We start from the raw sequence: 16,550 nt of genomic DNA, 5'->3' as shown, positions 1-16,550 counted from the left end.
AAATTTGATCGTTCGCTCAAAGAAGCAGCGAATCCCAGAATATGATAAAAAAATTTAGCGAAAACAGAGAGATTTAATCGGATTAACCTTAATATTAAGAGTATTTGAATAGTTATTTTCGATTGGAATTTTCTGGTATTTGGTTTAAGAGGAAATAAAAAAAGCGCCTCTTAAAGGCGCTTCTAAATAACCGCTGACGCAGGTTTTACAGGACGTGTACGGACGCGGTGTTGGTAGTTCCGCTTGGTACTAATGCACCGGAAACCAGCACTACGACATCCCCTTTCTGAGCGTAGCCGCTTTCCAGCGCCGCTTCTTTACCCAGACGATAGAAATCATCGGTCGACGCGATCTCAGAAACCAGACGTGTCTCAATGCCCTTACTCAGGATCAGCTGGCGTGCAGTGGTCTGATTGGTGGTCAGGGCCAGGATGGTGGCGTTCGGGAAGTATTTACGCACCGCTTTAGCCGATTTGCCGCCTTCGGTCGCCACCACAATCAGTGGCGCTTCCAGCTTCTCAGCGGTCTCAACCGCACCGCGGCAGACGGCTTCGGTGATACGCAGCTTACGGGTATCGTTCTGGCTGTCGATGCGCGATTTCATCACGCGGTCGGTACGCTCACAGATGGTCGCCATGATGGTGACCGACTCCAGCGGATAGCGACCTTTGGCGCTCTCACCTGACAGCATGACCGCATCGGTGCCATCCAGGATGGCGTTCGCCACGTCGCCGGCTTCTGCGCGGGTAGGGCGTGGGTTTTTGATCATGGAGTCGAGCATCTGGGTCGCCGTGATGACCACTTTGCGCGCTTTATTACATTTCTTGATCATCATCTTCTGCGCGAAGATCACCTCTTCAACCGGGATCTCAACACCCAGGTCGCCACGCGCAACCATGATGCCGTCTGACGCTTCGAGAATTTCGTCGAAGTTGTTCAGGCCTTCCTGGTTTTCGATTTTGGAGATGATCTGGATGTGCTCACCGCCGTGCTGTTTCAGGTGCTCACGAATCTCCAGCACGTCTGAACGCTTACGGATGAACGAAGCCGCGACAAAGTCCACACCCTGCTCACAGCCAAAAATCAGATCGCGTTTGTCTTTTTCAGCCAGCGCAGGCAGCTGGATTGAGACGCCTGGCAGGTTAACGCCTTTGTTCTCACCCAGGTCGCCGTTGTTCAGTACTTTACAGACTACGGTGTTTTCGGTGACTTCGGTCACTTCCATCCCAATCAGGCCATCATCAACCAGCACGGTGTTGCCGATCTTCAGGTCAGCCGTGAAGCCCGGGTAGGTGACAGCAACGCGCTCGCTGTTGCCGATCACGCTCTGATCGGTGGTGAAGGTAAAGGTCTGACCCGCTTTCAGCGCCGCGTCGTTACCGCCTTCCAGTTTCATGGTGCGGATTTCAGGGCCTTTGGTGTCCAGCAGGATAGCGGCCTGACGACCGGTTTTCTGCATCACGGCGCGCATATTGGTAATGCGCTGGCCGTGCTCAGCGTAGTCGCCGTGAGAAAAGTTCAGACGCATAACATTCATGCCTGCTTCAAGCAGCTGAGTCAGCATCTCTTCGGATTCGGTTTTCGGGCCGATAGTACAAACGATTTTAGTCTTTTTCATGACGGATTATCTGTAAGTTGTGATGGATGAATAAGGGCGGAATCCGATGGCAGCGCATCGAAGTGAAATTTCTGATTTGAGACTGAAACTGAAAAGGGCAGTACTGAATAAGAATAGGTGACGAAGGTCAGGCGTGCAGGGAAGTTGTGCGGCTACGGTTGGTAACCACCACGCTGTTGTTGCGCAAATCATTTGAGTTATCGCAGTAAGCACGTGATCGCTGAAACCTTTCAAGTAAACAACGGGGGACAGTATAGACGCTAAGTATGCGAAAACCAATCAAAAAGCAGAAGGGGGACGCGATGCAGATCAATATAAAGGGAGTTGCGCAAGCTGAAGGAATTCTGAAAGTGGTGCGCTCTAATGGACTCGAACCATCGACCCCCACCATGTCAAGGTGGTGCTCTAACCAACTGAGCTAAGAGCGCATACTGAATATTGGTGCGTCCGAGTGGACTCGAACCACCGACCCCCACCATGTCAAGGTGGTGCTCTAACCAACTGAGCTACGGACGCACTTGGTGCGCTCTAATGGACTCGAACCATCGACCCCCACCATGTCAAGGTGGTGCTCTAACCAACTGAGCTAAGAGCGCAACATGCTGTCAGGGCGACAGCGGGGACGAATATTAACGGCAGCGTGTGAGGCTGGCAAGGGGAAAATCGTTTTTTCACTGTGACTGCGCAGCAACTGTGCTAACCGTCGTTTTTTTCGGCGCTGCGGGCCATAAATGGCCCGCTTTTGTGGATTATCGCGCCGCGCGGGCGAGGATAATGGCCGCCGGTGAACGCTGTAAGCGTCTGATGCGCCAGATCATCATCACCGCTGCCGAGGTGAGGCCGATAATGAAACCGCACCAGAAGCCCGCAGGTCCCATACGCGACACCAGCCAGTCGGTCAGTGCCAGCAGATACCCGGCAGGCAGACCGAGCAGCCAGTAGGCAATAAAGGTGATGAAGAAAATGGATCGCGTATCTTTATAGCCGCGCAGAATGCCGCTGCCGATCACCTGAATCGAATCGGAGAACTGATAAATCGCCGCCAGCAGCATCAGCTGTGCGGCTAGCGTTACCACCTCAGGATTGTCGTTGTAGAGCAGGGCGATCTGGTGACGGAACGTCACGGTAAAAATCGCGGTCAGCGCCGCCATGCTGATGCCGACACCCTGCGCCGTCCACGCGGCGACCCGGGCCTGCTCGGTGGAGCCCTGACCCAGGCGGTAGCCGACGCGGATAGTGGTCGCGACACCCAGCGACAGCGGTAACACAAACATCAGTGAACTGAAATTCAGCGCGATCTGGTGGCCGGCGACATTGACGATGCCCAGCGGCGACACCAGCAGCGCCACCACGGCAAACAGGGTGACCTCAAAAAAGAGCGCCAGCGCCACCGGCAATCCCAGCGCCATCAGGCGGGTGAGAATGACACGCGAAGGCGGCGACCAGCGGCTCTCCATGCGGATATCACGCATCGAACCCATCCGGCGCACCCAGAAGCGCATGCAGATAAACATTACCCAGTAGACCGAAGCGGTTGCCACACCACAACCCACCCCGCCCAGTGCCGGCATCCCGAAGTGACCATAAATAAAGACATAGTTGAGCGGGATGTTAAACATCAGGCCGAGAAAGCCCAGCACCATACCCGGCTTGGTTTTCGACAATCCCTCACACTGGTTGCGCAGCACCTGGAAGAAGAGGTAGCCGGGTGCGCCGAACAGCAGGGCATGGAGATAGCCTTCTGCCTTCAGGGCCAGCCGGGGATCAATATCGTGCATTGCGCGGATGAGGTAACCCGCGTGCCACAGCAGCACCATAATCAGCAGGGAGACAAAAAAGGCGAGCCAGTATGCCTGGCGAATCTGTTCACCGATGCGTTCGCGGCGACCTGAACCGTTGAGTTGCGCAACGGTGGGCGTCAATGCAAGCAGAAGACCATGACCAAAGAGGATGGCCGGAAGCCAGACAGAGGTGCCGACAGCAACGGCGGCCATATCCGTGGCGCTGACGGCGCCGGCCATAATGGTATCCACAAATCCCATTGCGGTCTGGGCCACCTGAGCAAGGATGACCGGAATCGCAAGGGCCAGCAATTGACGCGCTTCTGTTAAATACTTCTGCACGTTAACACCTGACGAGTTATAGGAAAGAAAAGGGGCAAAAAGCCCGGGGAATTTCGTGAGTTAGTGTAACTGGCGTAACCCCATTCGCCAATCTTTGTCACACAATGCGGTTTGCACTGACTCAACGCCGTGGCAGGGGCTGAAATCTAACAGCGGGCCTGAGCTGTGGTAAACTGGCACAAACGTCGGATTTTCAGAGGCAAAGATTATGTTTACCGGAATTGTGCAGGGCATGGCAGAGATCGTGTCCATCGAAGAGAAAGAGCTGTTTCGTACCCATACTGTCCGGCTGCCGGAAGAACTCCTGCCGGGTCTGGCGCTGGGCGCATCCGTCGCGCATAACGGCTGCTGCTTAACCGTGACGGCAATCGACGGCGATCGCGTCAGCTTTGATCTGATCAAAGAGACGCTGCGGGTGACGAACCTCGGCGATTTGCGTGAGGGCGACGTGGTCAATATCGAGCGGGCAGCAAAATTCAGCGATGAAATCGGCGGGCATCTGATGTCGGGCCACATTATGACCACGGCTGAGATCTGCAAAATTATCCAGTCAGAACATAACCGCGAAGTCTGGTTTAAAATCCAGGACCCGGCGCAGATGAAATATATTCTGCATAAAGGGTTCGTCGGTATCGACGGCATCAGCCTGACGGTCGGGGATGTGACCAGAACGAAGTTCTGCGTCTATCTGATCCCGGAAACGCTGGAGCGCACCACGCTGGGAGCGAAGACCTTTGGACAGCGGGTCAATATTGAGATCGATCCACACACTCAGGCCATCGTCGAGACCGTGGAGCGCGTGCTCGCCCAGCGTGATGCTGCGGCAGCCATGAGCGCGCTGACCGGGCAACCTGCCGCAGAGAGTTAATATCAGGCGTGACAGCGCCTGTTGAACCGCTGACCCGATTCGCTGTGAGATTGCACCTGCACAGGAAACAGGGTCAGATCGGAAAGACGCAAAAGCCGTCATCCCTGACACGCTCGACACGCGCCCTCCCTGGCGCGTGACGCTTTCCTCTTCTGACCCTGTTCCCTGCGCCTTTAGCTTCTCCGTTGCGGTTAACGCGGGTCTGACTTCGGCAGGCCTTGCGGCGCAACCGGCTCCTCTACCGCGCCACGCGCAATCCCCCCTCTACGCCACGACTGAAGACGATCTGCCACAGCTGAATATCGCGCGCGCGGAATGCACCGGCACAGGCGTTGAGATAGTAGGCGAACATACGCTTAAAGCGCTCGCCATAACTCTCAGCCAGCTGAGGCCAGGCCTGCAAAAAGCGTTCATGCCATGCCATCAGCGTCCTGTCGTAATCTGCACCAAAGTTGTGCCAGTCCTCCAGAATAAAATGGGGCTCGCTGGCATCGGCCACCTGACGCACCGAAGGCAGGCAGCCGTTCGGGAAAATATACTTATCGATCCACGGGTCAACGCGCATATCGGTTTTAATCGCGCCGATGGTGTGAAGCAGGAAAATCCCGTCAGGCTTAAGATTACGATCGACCACGTCGAAATAGGTCGCGTAGTTTTTAGGCCCGACATGCTCAAACATACCGACCGACACCACGCGGTCAAACTGCTCGTTCAGATCGCGATAGTCCTGCAGCAGAATCGTCACATCCAGCCCTTCACAGCGCTGCTGCGCCAGCTTCTGCTGCTCGGCGGAGATGGTCACGCCATGCACGCTGACGCCATAATGACGTGCGGCAAATTCCGCCAGTCCGCCCCAGCCGCAGCCGATATCCAGCAGCGACATCCCGGGTTCCAGCGCTAATTTACGACAAATCATATCCAGCTTGGCTTCCTGCGCCGACGCCAGCGTCGTGGCCTCTTTCCAGTAGCCACAGGAGTATTGCATGTAGGGGTCAAGCATCAGTGTAAAAAGATCGTTGCCGAGATCGTAGTGCTCTTTGCCCACGATCCAGGCCCGCTTGCGGGACTGCAGGTTGGTTAAGCGGGCGGCGGCGATGCGCAGGGTATCTTTGAAATGGTGCGGGAGTTGCTGATCCAGTTTATGTTTAAGCACCTGGTGGAAGAACATATCCAGACGGTCGCAGTCCCACCATCCCTCCATATAGCTTTCGCCCAGCCCCAGCGATCCCTCCTGCAGAACACGCTTAAAAAAACCGGGATGATGAATGCGGATATCCCATGGACGTGAGCCATTTATTTCGATGTCCGCTTTTTCCAGCAGTTCGTGAACGATGCGATACCAATGATTATCTTCAGGAGTCACTGCTTCTGCGTAAGATGAACTCATAGCTTTTCCACCACCTGTCCAATCTGAACCTGAACAAAGAATAGCCAATTCGTCAGGCATTGAGAAACGTCACGGAGGATTCCGCAAACCGATTATCTGTAAGATACAGAGGACTGGAACAGGCTGAAGCAGGGCCGGTAAGAGGGAATAACGCGTACGAATACCGTCCCGGCAACAGCGTGCCAATCAGATTATTACGTTATTATATTGTTGATTTATTACAGATTTGTTGACCCGGATGAGTATATTCTCACGCGGGTCAATATTCAATGACTTATTGTTAGGGCGCTAACTAAAAGGTTAGCGTCTTAATGATTATCCTGGCAGGCAGGTTGCGCAGTGGCAACAACAGTTTGTGCGCTTGCGGCGCGCTGCATGACGTATCCGATCAGGGCGAGCAGAATCGTCACTGTCATGATCAGCGTGGTGGTCAGCAGTGCCTGGGTTAATCCCGCCGACACTGCCAGGCTGGCGAGGAAGCAGAGGCCTAACTGCAGCGTATTCTGCAACGCGGCGGCTTTGCCGGTGGCGTGCGGGAAGGGCATCAGCGCACTGGAGACCACAATCGGATAGATCGCTCCGTTAGCCAGCGCCATTCCGCAGAACGGCACCATCAGGCTGAGTAGCGTCCCCTGACCCGAAAGCGCGACCGCAAACAGCGCCAGAATGCTCAGGCTGTAGACCCCCAGCAGCCAGGGCAGCAGCTGTGCGCCGTTAAAGCGGTTGAGCAGGGCGCGACAGCCGAAGCCACCGATTAAAAAGGCGAGCGTCTGTGGCAGATAGCTCAGGCCAATATCGGCGGGGGAAAGGCCCAGGCCCGCCAGAATAAAGGGTGAGCCGGTCAGCCAGGCAAAAAAGCTGGCGGAGCAGGCGGAATAGATCAGTACGTTACCGCTGTAGACGCGGGATTTAAGCAGCGTGAAGAAACCCGGCTGTGCCCCTTTCTCCTGCGGAGCGGGTTTCACCGCGGGCAGACGCAGCGTGACAATAATCAGCGCCACCGCAATCAGGGTCAGCACCAGGAAAATCGAACGCCAGTGGAAATGGCCGATCAGCCAGGCCCCGAGCAGCGGTGCCAGCGCCGGTGAGAGGGCCACCAGCGGCATAATCGTGGCGAACACTTTGCTGGCGCGCGCGGCCGGATAGCGGTCGATGACCAGCGCCTGCCAGCTTACGGCGGCAGCACAGACACCAATCGCCTGAATGAAGCGCAGCGCCAGCATCAGAAAGATATCGTTCACCCACAGCATGCCCGCACAGCCAGCGGCGAACAGTGCCAGCCCGGCCAGCAGCACGGGTTTACGGCCGATGCGATCGGAGAGCGGGCCCCAGAAGAGCTGACCGCAGGCGAAGCCAGCCAGAAACAGACTCATGCTGGCGCTGATCAGGCCGGGCGAGGTGCGGAACGTCTCCTGCATTGCGCCAAAGGCGGGCAGGTACATATCGGTGGCTAAAAAGCCCAGCATGCTGAGCAGAGCGAGGTAGGGCATAAATCCTTTATTCGACAACATCAGATTCTCATTTTGCAGGGTAAACGCGGCAGAGTGTAAAAGGTGCGTTTGCGGCTGTGAAACGGTAATATTTGCCGGTTGCTGTTAAAATTTTTGAAGGCAGATTATGTGGTCAGAGTATGCACTGGAAGTGGTTGACGCGGTTGCACGCGGGGGCAGTTTCAGCGCCGCCGCGCAGGAGTTACATCGGGTGCCGTCTGCCATCAGCTATACGGTTCGCCAGCTGGAGAGCTGGCTGGCGGTGCCGCTGTTTGAGCGTCAGCACCGTGAAGTGGTACTAACCCCGGCGGGGGAGCATTTTGTCAGGGAAGGGCGCAGCGTCATCAAAAAAATGCTCGCAACCCGGCAGCAGTGTCAGCAGCTGGCTAACGGCTGGCGCGGACAGCTAAGCATTGCCGTTGATCGCATCGCCAAACCGCAGCGTACCCGGCAGCTGGTTAAAGATTTTTATCGCCACTTTCCGGACATGGAGCTGCACATCAGTTATGAGGTCTTCAACGGGGTCTGGGATGCCCTGGCCGATGGCCGGGTCGATGTCGCGATTGGCGCGACCCAGGCGATACCGGTTGGCGGACGGTTTGCGTTCCGGGATATGGGGAAGCTCAACTGGCGCTGCGTGGTTGCACCCGACCATCCTCTGACGCAGGCGACCCGGATTGATGATGACACGCTGCGTCACTGGCCGTCGCTGGTGCTGGAGGATACGTCACGGGCGCTGCCGCGGCGCATGACGTGGACGCTGGACAATCAGCGCAGGCTGGTGGTGCCGGAATGGCAAACCGGGCTGGAGTGTGTGCAGGCGGGATTGTGCGTGGCGATGGTGCCGGGCCATCTGGCCCGGCCACTGCTCGACAGCGGCGCGCTGGTGGAACTGACGCTGCCGCAGGCGTTTCCGGACAGCCCCTGCTGTGTCAGCTGGGCAGAGGATCGCGCATCACCGGCAACAGGCTGGTTACTCAGCTATTTGGGTGATGCGCAAACGCTTAACCAGGAGTGGTTAAGCGAGGATTAACGGCGATAGTCGCGGAACGGACCATCCGCAACTGAACGGCGTTCAATCAGCGTGGGATGGACTTCAATCGTTTGCGACACTTCGCGCTTGCTGGTAATGCGATCAAGCAGCATATCCAGCGCCTTCTCACCCAGCTGAGCCTTGGGCTGATGGACGGTGGTCAGTGCAGGCGCAAAATAGCGCGCGTTGCGCACATTGTCATAACCGATCACCGAAATGTCCTGCGGAACGCGCAGACCCATCTCGTCAGCGGCGCAAATTGCCCCCATCGCCATGATGTCGCCACCGCAGAACACCGCCGTGGGGCGCTGCTTCTGCGACAGGATCTGCTGCATCGCCTGGTAGCCCGACTCCGGCTCAAAGTCACCCTGCACAATCCACTCGGCGCGCGGCTGAATGCCCGCCTCTTCCAGTGCCTTAAGGAAACCGGCATGGCGTCCGCCCCCGGTGTTACGCTCCATCTGACCGGGGATGGCGCCGATGTCGCGGTGGCCGCGCTCAATCAGATAGCGTCCCGCCAGATAGCCCCCCTGGAAGGCGTTATCCAGCACCGTATCGGTGAAGTCGGCGCGCGACTCGCCCCAGTCCATCACCACCATCGGGATATTGCGGTTCTCTTCCAGCATCTGCAGCAGGTCGTCCGGGTATTCAGAGCACATGACCAGCAGGCCATCGACGCGCTTCTGCGCCATCATGCTGAGGTAGGCGCGCTGTTTTTGCAGGTCGTTATGCGCATTCCCCAGAATCAGCGTATAGCCTTTGTCAAAACAGTGATTCTCGACCGCTTCGATAATCTCAGCGAAATAGGGCGCTTCGCTGGAGGTGGCCAGCAGCCCCAGCGTCCGGGTGTGATTCACCTTCAGGCTGCGCGCCACGGCGCTCGGCGAGTAGTGCAGTTCCTTGATCGCCTGCCAGACCGCATCGCGCGTCTCTTCAGCCACGAAGCGGGTTTTATTGATGACGTGCGAAACCGTGGTCGTGGAGACGCCAGCGCGTTTTGCCACATCTTTAATTGTTGCCATGAAAATCGGACTCCAGGACTTATCTAACTGTATGATAAGCGTAGTGTTAAACGTTTGCGTCTGCTCAGGGTATTTTCCGCAAAAATGCCGTGCTATGGCGCATTAAACCGGCGGCCGACGGAGAATAAATGCCTGAAAAAGTGCGCAAACGGAATCAGGGCTGCGCGCGTTGCGCAACAAGGGCGGGATTCTAACAAGGCTGAACGGATAAAACGAGATTTTTACCCACGGCTGTGGGAAAATAGAGTAACCACAATGATTACATGGTTAAGGAGCAACCCATGAGTACCGATCTTAAACTGGCGTTAATGACCACTGTCGGCTGCCTGCTGATGATTGTGGCCTTTAGTTTTACCGCTGTACTGCACTGATAAAAAAGCCGGGACTTCTCCCGGCTTTTTTCTGACGCTGCATCAGCTCAGCGAATGGTTTTCGGCGTCATTACACGACGCGCACCAATGTAGTGACGCTGCCAGTAATCTTCCCCTAACGCACTGATCTGAATATCTTTGCCGGTACGCGGTGACTGAATAAACTTGCCGTCACCCAGGTAAACCCCGACGTGATCCGCGGTTCCGCGGCCATTAATGCGGAAGAAGACCAGATCGCCTTTTTCCAGTGACTCACGTTTGATAGGGGCAGCGTCACGCAGGTGATACATCTCGTTAGCGGTGCGCGGAATTTTAAACTTCACCAGATCTTTATAGGCGTACCAGACCAGACCGCTGCAGTCGAAGCCGGTGTGGGGGGAGGTGCCGCCCCACTGATAAGGTTTGCCCAGCTGGCCCATGAGCTTGGTCATCGCCGTTTCACGCGCTTTCTGGTAGCGCTGACGGTGAGATTTGCTCATTTTAATGGTGCCGGTCTCGCTGGCATCGGCGTTTTTCAGCAGGCGCTGGTGGCCGTAGCGTTTTTTCTCTTTGGTGCTGAGTCGGGCGGTCTTAAGCGAGGTTTTTTTGGCAGGTATCTGTTTAGCGGTCAGTTCAACTTTTTTCTGTTTTTTCGTTTTGAGTTTCTGAACCGGGCTGAGACGGGTTTTTTTTGTCGTAGTTTTCACCACGCGACGTTTGCGGCGCTCATCCTCGCGCGCACTCTTTTTCTCTGCTTTATGCGTACTGACGTTCACCGGAGCGTGCGGAGACGCGGCGGCGATGTTGAAGAACAGTTGCGCAAAGGCCAGCATAAAAAGCGTAATGATTAAACGCATAGTCCATTAAGTAGTTAAGTTGTCAGGGCCACTACGCACCGCGACAAAGTTGAGATTAATCTGATCCAGGATCAGCGCCGAAGCCATTCTAGTCCAGTTCTTTTAAAAACTGTAATGCCTTTTATTGTTAATCTTTGCAACCCACGCGATTGTGCTGAAAATGAACATTTTCAGCGTCTTATATCAACGAAATTATTACGAATTATTAATCTGTTACCGGCTGTTAATAATCAGAAATTCACGCTGTGCCTGTCATGACTTAACCAGGATGGCGATTTCAGCAGGCAGCGATCAAAATCTCGTTTTCAGTCACGCTGCGAAGTCGCTACAATAAACAAACACGAAGTGACGAATTAAGGAAGGCAATTATGAGTACTGTAGAAAAAATTCAGCGCCAGATCGCAGAAAACCCGATCCTGCTGTACATGAAAGGTTCTCCGAAGCTGCCAAGCTGCGGCTTCTCTGCACAGGCGGTGCAGGCACTGTCAGCCTGTGGTGAGCGTTTTGCTTACGTGGATATTCTGCAGAACCCGGACATTCGTGCAGAGCTGCCAAAGTACGCCAACTGGCCAACCTTCCCGCAGCTGTGGGTAGACGGTGAACTGGTCGGTGGATGCGACATCATCGTTGAGATGTTACAGCGTGGTGAACTGCAGTCGCTGATTAAAGAGACCGCAGAAAAATTTAAAGAAGCAGAATAAAAAAAGGCCGACGCAATGTCGGCCTTTTTCATTGTGGCATTCCTCAGACGGAGGCGCTGGCGTCTGCATCGCCTTCGGCAAAGGGCAGGGGCCAGCCACCTAACCGTTTCCAGCGGTTTACCAGCTCACAGAACAGGGTTGCGGTCTGCTGCGTATCATACAGCGCCGAGTGTGCCTGACTGCTGTCGAACTCCATTCCCGCAGCGATACACGCCTTCGCCAGCACGGTCTGACCCAGCACCAGCCCACTCAGGGCTGCCGTGTCAAAGGTGGCAAAGGGGTGGAACGGGTTGCGTTTCAGGCTGGCACGTTCAGCCGCCGCAGACATAAAGTTCAGGTCAAACGTGGCGTTATGCGCCACCATGATGGCGCGATTGCAGCCGCTGTCCTTGATCCCCTTACGCACCATTTTAAAAATGGCGTGCAGCGCTTCATATTCACTGACGGCACCGCGCAGCGGATTGCCGGGATCGATACCGGTAAAGGCCAGCGCTTCAGGGTGCAGCAGCGATCCGACAAAAGGTTCGACGTTAAAATGCAGCGTCTGGTCTGTCTGAATCCATCCCTCTTCATCCATTTTCAGCGTGATAGCGGCAATTTCCAGTAACGCATCGGTTTGTGCGTTGAAACCGGCGGTTTCCACGTCGATGACCACCGGATAGAAGCCACGGAAACGTTGATTGAGTGCATTAGGGGAATTCGATTCAGACATCAGGATCTCGTTGCAGGAAAAGGGCAGCGCGCATTATGGCAAAAAACGGGGCCGGGTGCAGCAGATGAAGCGCAGAGAAGGGGATTCAGCCCGCCCGGGAGGGCAGGCTGGCGGCAGGATCAGTTGCCGAGGCCTTTACCGGCATCTTTGTTTTCGATCAGCTCGATTTTGTAGCCGTCCGGATCTTCAACAAAAGCGATAATGGTGGAGCCACCCTTCACCGGGCCCGCTTCACGCGTCACGTTACCGCCATTCTGACGGATACGTTCGCAGGCGGCAGCCGCGTCATCCACGCCCAGCGCGATATGACCATAGGCGTTGCCGAGATCATACTTGTCCACGCCCCAGTTATAGGTCAGTTCGATAACCGCCCCTTCGCTTTCGTCGGTGTAGCCCACAAAAGCCAGGGTATATTTATATTCGGTGTTTTCGCTCTGACGCAGCACACGCATGCCCAGCACACGGGTGTAGAAATCAATTGAACGTTGCAGATCGCCAACGCGCAGCATGGTATGTAGTAAACGCATAACATCCTCTTTGAAGTAAAACGCCATCGCCGGATGACCCAGGCGCTAAGTATAGCGATGAAAATCGCCATTGAATAATGGCCGCCGTCATCGTCCCGGACGGCAGCCAGACAGGTTTACAGTGTCGGGTAGTCGATGTAGCCTTCCGCGCCGCCGCCATAGAAGCTTTCCGGACGCTGAGGATTCAGAGGAGCATCCTGCTGCAGACGCTCAACCAGATCCGGGTTCGCGATGTAGTCGCGACCAAACGCGACGGCATCGATCAGACCGCGACCAATCAAATCGTCCGCTTTCTCGACCGTGTAGGCACCGGCACCGATAATCGCACCCGGGAACAGGTCACGTACTTTCTGACGGAAGGCATCCGTGTAAGGCTTGCCGCCGGCCCAGTCTGGTTCTGAAAGGTGCAGGTAGGCGATGTTGCGTTTCGCCAGCTCGCCGATGTACCACAGCGCCGCTTCTTCTTCATCCGGGCCGTTATCCAGATTCTGGAAGCTGCCGATCGGCGAAACGCGGATACCGATACGATCGGCTGACCAGTTTGCAATGACCGCATCCACCACTTCCAGCGCGAAACGACCGCGTTTTTCGATGCTGCCGCCATATTCGTCGGTACGCTGGTTGGAATCCGGGGCCAGGAACTGATGAATCAGGTAACCGTGTGCCGAGTGCAGCTCAAGCAGGTCAAAATCCGCTTCACGCGCATTCGCAGCCGCCTGACCGAAATCGGCCACGATCTGCTGGATCTCAGGAATCGTCAGTTCGCGTGGCTCTGAGGTCTCTTCGCGGTAGACGCTGCCATCTTCAGCACGCAGTGAGGTTCGGGTACCCGCCGCAATCGCCGACGGGGCGACCGGGGCTTTACCTTCCGGCTGAACGCTGTTGTGGGAAATACGACCGGTGTGCCACAGCTGCACGGCGGTGTGGCCGCCCGCCTGATGGACGCCTTCGTTAATGCGTTTCCACGCCGCAATCTGCGGCTGCGTATGTAAACCCGGCGCACCGGCATAGCCTTTAGCCTGGAAAGAGACCTGCGTGGCTTCGGTGATGATCAGACCGGCGCTGGCGCGCTGACGGTAATATTCCGCCATCATCGGCGTCGGAATATCGCCTGGCTCAATGCTGCGCAGACGGGTCAGCGGTGCCATAAAGACGCGGTTTGGGACGGTAATTGCGCCAACTTTCAGCGGACGAAACAGCTGGGTACTCGCCATAATAGCTCCTGATTAGTAGACCAGTCGTCTACAAACACGTTTTTTAAAAATCAGTGGCGTTCTAGCCACTGTTCGATGGTACTCAGTGCGAGGCGCAGGGGCTGCGCCTCGCGGGAAATTTTGCTCTGCAGGCTGGCACCCAGCCAGAGCAGCGACAGCAACTCCGCCATCTGTGCAGGCGGCTGCGGCAGGTTCAGCGACTCCTGCTGCACCGCCTCAGTCAGCGTCCGCGCATAGAGCGCGGTGATTTTCGCCGCACCCTGCTGCAGGGCATCGCGCATCGGCTCAGAGAGATCGCAGACTTCCGCAGAGACTTTCACGCCCAGGCAACCCACAATGTGGCCCTGCTGAACGAACAGATCGACCGCTAAACGGAAGTGGCTGAGCAGGCGTTCGCGCGGGGTGCCATCCGTCCGGCTGAGCTGTAATTCCACATCCTGCAGGAAGCGTGCAAAGTAGCGTTCCAGTAACGCCACGCCAAACGCCTCCTTGGAACGGAAGTAATAGTAGAAGGAGCCTTTCGGTACGGCCGCCTGTGACAGCAGTTCGCTTAAGCCCATTCCGGTGAACCCGCGTTGCAGACAGAGTTGCTCACCTGTCTGAAGCAGGTGCTCGCGGGTTTCGTTGCGTTGTGGCGTCTTATTCATGGCACTGAGAGTAGTAGACCAGTCGGTCGGTTGCAACGATCGGCCCACACGATGGCACAGAGTGTTCACCCGTTCGTGCGACAACCCGATTATTGTGACCGGCTGAGGCTCATTTCCTGTGCAACCAGGCTACGCTGTTACTCTGACTGGTTATTCTGTAACTCCGGAGACGTAGTGGCCGAGCAGCTTGAGTTTTTCCCGGTTCCCAGCCCCTGTCGCGGCATCTGCGAGAGCGATGCGCGCGGCTACTGCCTGGGATGTTTACGCAGCCGTGATGAGCGGTTTAACTGGCTGCGCTTCAGTGATGCCCAGAAGCGCGAGGTGATTCGCCTGTGCCAGATGCGGCGTCAGCGTCTGTTGCGCCAGCAAAAGGGCGAGGAGCCACCCGCACCGCAGCAGCCGGAGTTATTCTGACGGCCTGGCGCTTTCCGTTATACTCTGACACGCTAATGTCAGCCAACGTGCAACAGGGAGATCGTCATGTCACAACCGCAAGCCATTGCTCTGCAGGGGCCCGATTTTTCACCGCTGGTTATGGGGTACTGGCGTCTGATGGAGTGGGGCATGTCGCCTCAGGAGCGGCTCGCATTTATTGAGCATCACCTCAGCCTCGGTATTACCACCGTTGATCACGCCGATATCTATGGTGACTATCAGTGTGAAGCGGCGTTTGGTGAGGCGCTGAAGCTGGCCCCCGGCCTGCGCGATCGGCTGCAGATTGTGACCAAATGCGGCATCGCTACCCGTGCCCGCCCGGAAAACCAGATTGGTCACTACATCACCGATAAACAGCATATCGTCCAGAGCGCAGAAAACTCGCTGCGTCACCTCCACACCGATCGTCTCGACCTGCTGCTGATCCATCGTCCCGATCCGCTGATGGACGCGGATCAGGTCGCCGATGCCTTTATGGCTCTGCACCAGAGCGGCAAGGTACTGCACTTTGGCGTCTCCAACTTTACCCCGGCCCAGTTCTCCCTGCTGCAGTCCCGCCTGCCGTTCTCGCTGGTCACTAACCAGCTCGAGATCTCCCCTGTGCAGCAGAGCGGACTGCTGGATGGATCGCTGGATCAGTGTCAGCAACTGCGTATCCGGCCGATGGCCTGGTCCTGTCTGGGGGGCGGTCGCCTGTTTAACGATCCCCATTTCCAGCCACTGCGCGATGAACTGGAGCGGGTGCGTCAGGAGACCGGGGCGAGCAGCCTGGATCAGGTGGTCTATGCCTGGATTCTGATGCTGCCGTCGCGTCCGCTGCCGATCATCGGGTCGGGCAAAACGGCGCGGGTCAGCGACGCGGTCGGTGCGCTGAGCGTGACGCTGTCACGTCAGCAGTGGTTCCGCATTCGTAAGGCCGCGCTGGGCTACGATGTGCCCTGAGCGTAAAACTGCGTCAATTTTCAGCAGAGTAGCGCAACAGCGACCAGACTTATTGCACACCCTGGTATGCAAACGGAGTCATCATGAAAATGAAAGCAGTCGCGCTATTCGCGCTGATCGCCTGTGGGTCAGCCCACGCCGCCAGTGAACAGGTGACGGTTCATCAGGTCACCGCTGAGGGCATAGGGAAATCGCTGGGCACCGTAAAGATTGATGAGACAGAGTATGGTCTGAAGTTCACACCGGATCTGAAAGGGCTGACGCCGGGCATTCATGGATTCCATGTCCATGCCAAAGGCAGCTGTGAGCCGGGCGAGTCTGAGGGCAAAGTGGTGGCTGCCGGGGCGGCCGGCGGGCATCTCGATCCGGCTAACACCGGCAAACATCTGGGGCCGTATGCGGAAGGGCATCTGGGCGACCTGCCTGCGGTCTATGTTGATGACCAGGGTAACGCCACCTATCCGGTACTGGCACCACGACTGAAGTCGCTGAGTGAGATTAAAGGCAAAGCCCTGATGGTCCATGTCGGCGGTGACAACCATGCCGACCATCCCAAACCGCTGGGCGGTGGCGGGGCACGTTACGCCTGCGGCGTTATCTGAATTTCCGGGCGGCCCATGCAAG

17 protein-coding genes and 3 tRNA genes are annotated in these 16,550 nt (G+C 56.5%); 7 read left to right on the top strand and 13 right to left on the bottom strand.

Annotated elements, in window-relative coordinates:
• Positions 1-205: 205 nt before the first annotated feature.
• From pykF to CKF42_RS02620, 5 genes are all read right to left on the bottom strand, one after another.
• The gene (gene pykF, locus CKF42_RS02640) at positions 206-1,618 is read right to left on the bottom strand and encodes a pyruvate kinase PykF (RefSeq protein WP_009090491.1); all 1,413 of its coding nucleotides are present in this window, start codon (positions 1,616-1,618) and stop codon (positions 206-208) included.
• Between the two features lie 351 nt (positions 1,619-1,969).
• Positions 1,970-2,046 (bottom strand) — tRNA-Val (locus tag CKF42_RS02635).
• An 11-nt stretch (positions 2,047-2,057) separates the two neighbouring features.
• Positions 2,058-2,134 (bottom strand) — tRNA-Val (locus CKF42_RS02630).
• 3 nt (positions 2,135-2,137) lie between these two features.
• Positions 2,138-2,214, bottom strand: a tRNA-Val gene (locus tag CKF42_RS02625).
• Positions 2,215-2,367: 153 nt separating this feature from the next.
• A complete protein-coding gene (locus CKF42_RS02620) occupies positions 2,368-3,741 on the bottom strand; it encodes an MATE family efflux transporter (protein WP_111207423.1) in 1,374 nt (457 codons plus the stop codon).
• Positions 3,742-3,949: 208 nt separating this feature from the next.
• Between CKF42_RS02620 and CKF42_RS02615 the strand changes: the two genes are divergently transcribed.
• Positions 3,950-4,609, top strand: a complete 660-nt coding sequence (locus CKF42_RS02615) for a riboflavin synthase (RefSeq protein ID WP_009090489.1) — start codon at positions 3,950-3,952, stop codon at positions 4,607-4,609.
• Between the two features lie 238 nt (positions 4,610-4,847).
• On the opposite strand, the gene cfa is transcribed toward CKF42_RS02615, so the two are convergent.
• Both cfa and punC read right to left on the bottom strand, forming a co-directional pair.
• On the bottom strand, positions 4,848-5,996 hold the full coding sequence (gene cfa, locus CKF42_RS02610) for a cyclopropane fatty acyl phospholipid synthase (RefSeq protein ID WP_111207421.1): 1,149 nt from the start codon (positions 5,994-5,996) through the stop codon (positions 4,848-4,850).
• Between the two features lie 308 nt (positions 5,997-6,304).
• Positions 6,305-7,507, bottom strand: coding sequence for a purine nucleoside transporter PunC (gene punC / locus CKF42_RS02605; RefSeq protein WP_111207419.1), 1,203 nt, complete (start codon positions 7,505-7,507; stop codon positions 6,305-6,307).
• A gap of 106 nt (positions 7,508-7,613) precedes the next feature.
• Here punC and punR point away from each other — a divergent pair, with 106 nt between their 5' ends.
• Complete coding sequence (gene punR, locus CKF42_RS02600) at positions 7,614-8,519, top strand: DNA-binding transcriptional activator PunR (RefSeq protein WP_046101735.1); 906 nt, start codon at positions 7,614-7,616, stop codon at positions 8,517-8,519.
• Here punR and purR read toward each other — a convergent pair.
• Positions 8,516-9,541 carry an HTH-type transcriptional repressor PurR gene (purR, locus tag CKF42_RS02595; protein WP_009090485.1) on the bottom strand — a complete coding sequence of 342 codons (1,026 nt, stop codon included), beginning with the start codon at positions 9,539-9,541 and terminating at the stop codon, positions 8,516-8,518. The genes punR and purR overlap by 4 nt on opposite strands.
• A gap of 281 nt (positions 9,542-9,822) precedes the next feature.
• Here purR and CKF42_RS02590 point away from each other — a divergent pair, with 281 nt between their 5' ends.
• On the top strand, positions 9,823-9,912 hold the full coding sequence (locus CKF42_RS02590; protein WP_122983609.1) for a YnhF family membrane protein: 90 nt from the start codon (positions 9,823-9,825) through the stop codon (positions 9,910-9,912).
• A 47-nt stretch (positions 9,913-9,959) separates the two neighbouring features.
• Here the strand turns inward: CKF42_RS02590 and CKF42_RS02585 are convergent, their stop codons facing one another.
• The gene (locus CKF42_RS02585; protein ID WP_111207415.1) at positions 9,960-10,748 is read right to left on the bottom strand and encodes a C40 family peptidase; all 789 of its coding nucleotides are present in this window, start codon (positions 10,746-10,748) and stop codon (positions 9,960-9,962) included.
• A 365-nt stretch (positions 10,749-11,113) separates the two neighbouring features.
• Here CKF42_RS02585 and CKF42_RS02580 point away from each other — a divergent pair, with 365 nt between their 5' ends.
• Positions 11,114-11,449 carry a Grx4 family monothiol glutaredoxin gene (locus CKF42_RS02580; RefSeq protein ID WP_179291196.1) on the top strand — a complete coding sequence of 112 codons (336 nt, stop codon included), beginning with the start codon at positions 11,114-11,116 and terminating at the stop codon, positions 11,447-11,449.
• Positions 11,450-11,492: 43 nt separating this feature from the next.
• Here CKF42_RS02580 and rnt read toward each other — a convergent pair whose 3' ends face one another.
• From rnt to CKF42_RS02560, 4 genes are all read right to left on the bottom strand, one after another.
• Complete coding sequence (rnt, locus tag CKF42_RS02575; protein WP_046101737.1) at positions 11,493-12,161, bottom strand: ribonuclease T; 669 nt, start codon at positions 12,159-12,161, stop codon at positions 11,493-11,495.
• A gap of 119 nt (positions 12,162-12,280) precedes the next feature.
• A complete protein-coding gene (gene gloA, locus CKF42_RS02570; RefSeq protein WP_009090478.1) occupies positions 12,281-12,688 on the bottom strand; it encodes a lactoylglutathione lyase in 408 nt (135 codons plus the stop codon).
• 116 nt (positions 12,689-12,804) lie between these two features.
• The gene (locus CKF42_RS02565) at positions 12,805-13,902 is read right to left on the bottom strand and encodes an alkene reductase (RefSeq protein ID WP_009090476.1); all 1,098 of its coding nucleotides are present in this window, start codon (positions 13,900-13,902) and stop codon (positions 12,805-12,807) included.
• A 50-nt stretch (positions 13,903-13,952) separates the two neighbouring features.
• Positions 13,953-14,549, bottom strand: a complete 597-nt coding sequence (locus CKF42_RS02560) for a TetR/AcrR family transcriptional regulator (protein ID WP_111207413.1) — start codon at positions 14,547-14,549, stop codon at positions 13,953-13,955.
• 174 nt (positions 14,550-14,723) lie between these two features.
• On the opposite strand from CKF42_RS02560, the gene CKF42_RS02555 reads away from it, so the two are divergent.
• The 3 genes from CKF42_RS02555 to sodC all read left to right on the top strand — a co-directional run bounded on the left by CKF42_RS02555 (position 14,724) and on the right by sodC (position 16,528).
• Positions 14,724-14,963 (top strand): DUF1289 domain-containing protein, encoded by a 240-nt coding sequence (locus tag CKF42_RS02555; protein WP_009090473.1) that lies wholly within the window; start codon positions 14,724-14,726, stop codon positions 14,961-14,963.
• Positions 14,964-15,029: 66 nt separating this feature from the next.
• Entirely contained in the window at positions 15,030-15,926 is an 897-nt protein-coding gene (locus CKF42_RS02550) for an aldo/keto reductase family oxidoreductase (RefSeq protein ID WP_111207411.1), read from the top strand.
• Between the two features lie 83 nt (positions 15,927-16,009).
• Positions 16,010-16,528, top strand: a complete 519-nt coding sequence (gene sodC, locus CKF42_RS02545; protein ID WP_111207409.1) for a superoxide dismutase family protein — start codon at positions 16,010-16,012, stop codon at positions 16,526-16,528.
• Positions 16,529-16,550: the final 22 nt, after the last annotated feature.

Origin of the sequence: Pantoea sp. ARC270 (assembly GCF_003236725.1) — a bacterium.
GTDB classification, from domain to species: Bacteria; Pseudomonadota; Gammaproteobacteria; order Enterobacterales; family Enterobacteriaceae; genus Pantoea; species Pantoea anthophila.
Note: the sequence above shows the minus strand (reverse complement) of the source record. Positions and strands in the feature narration are given on the sequence as shown.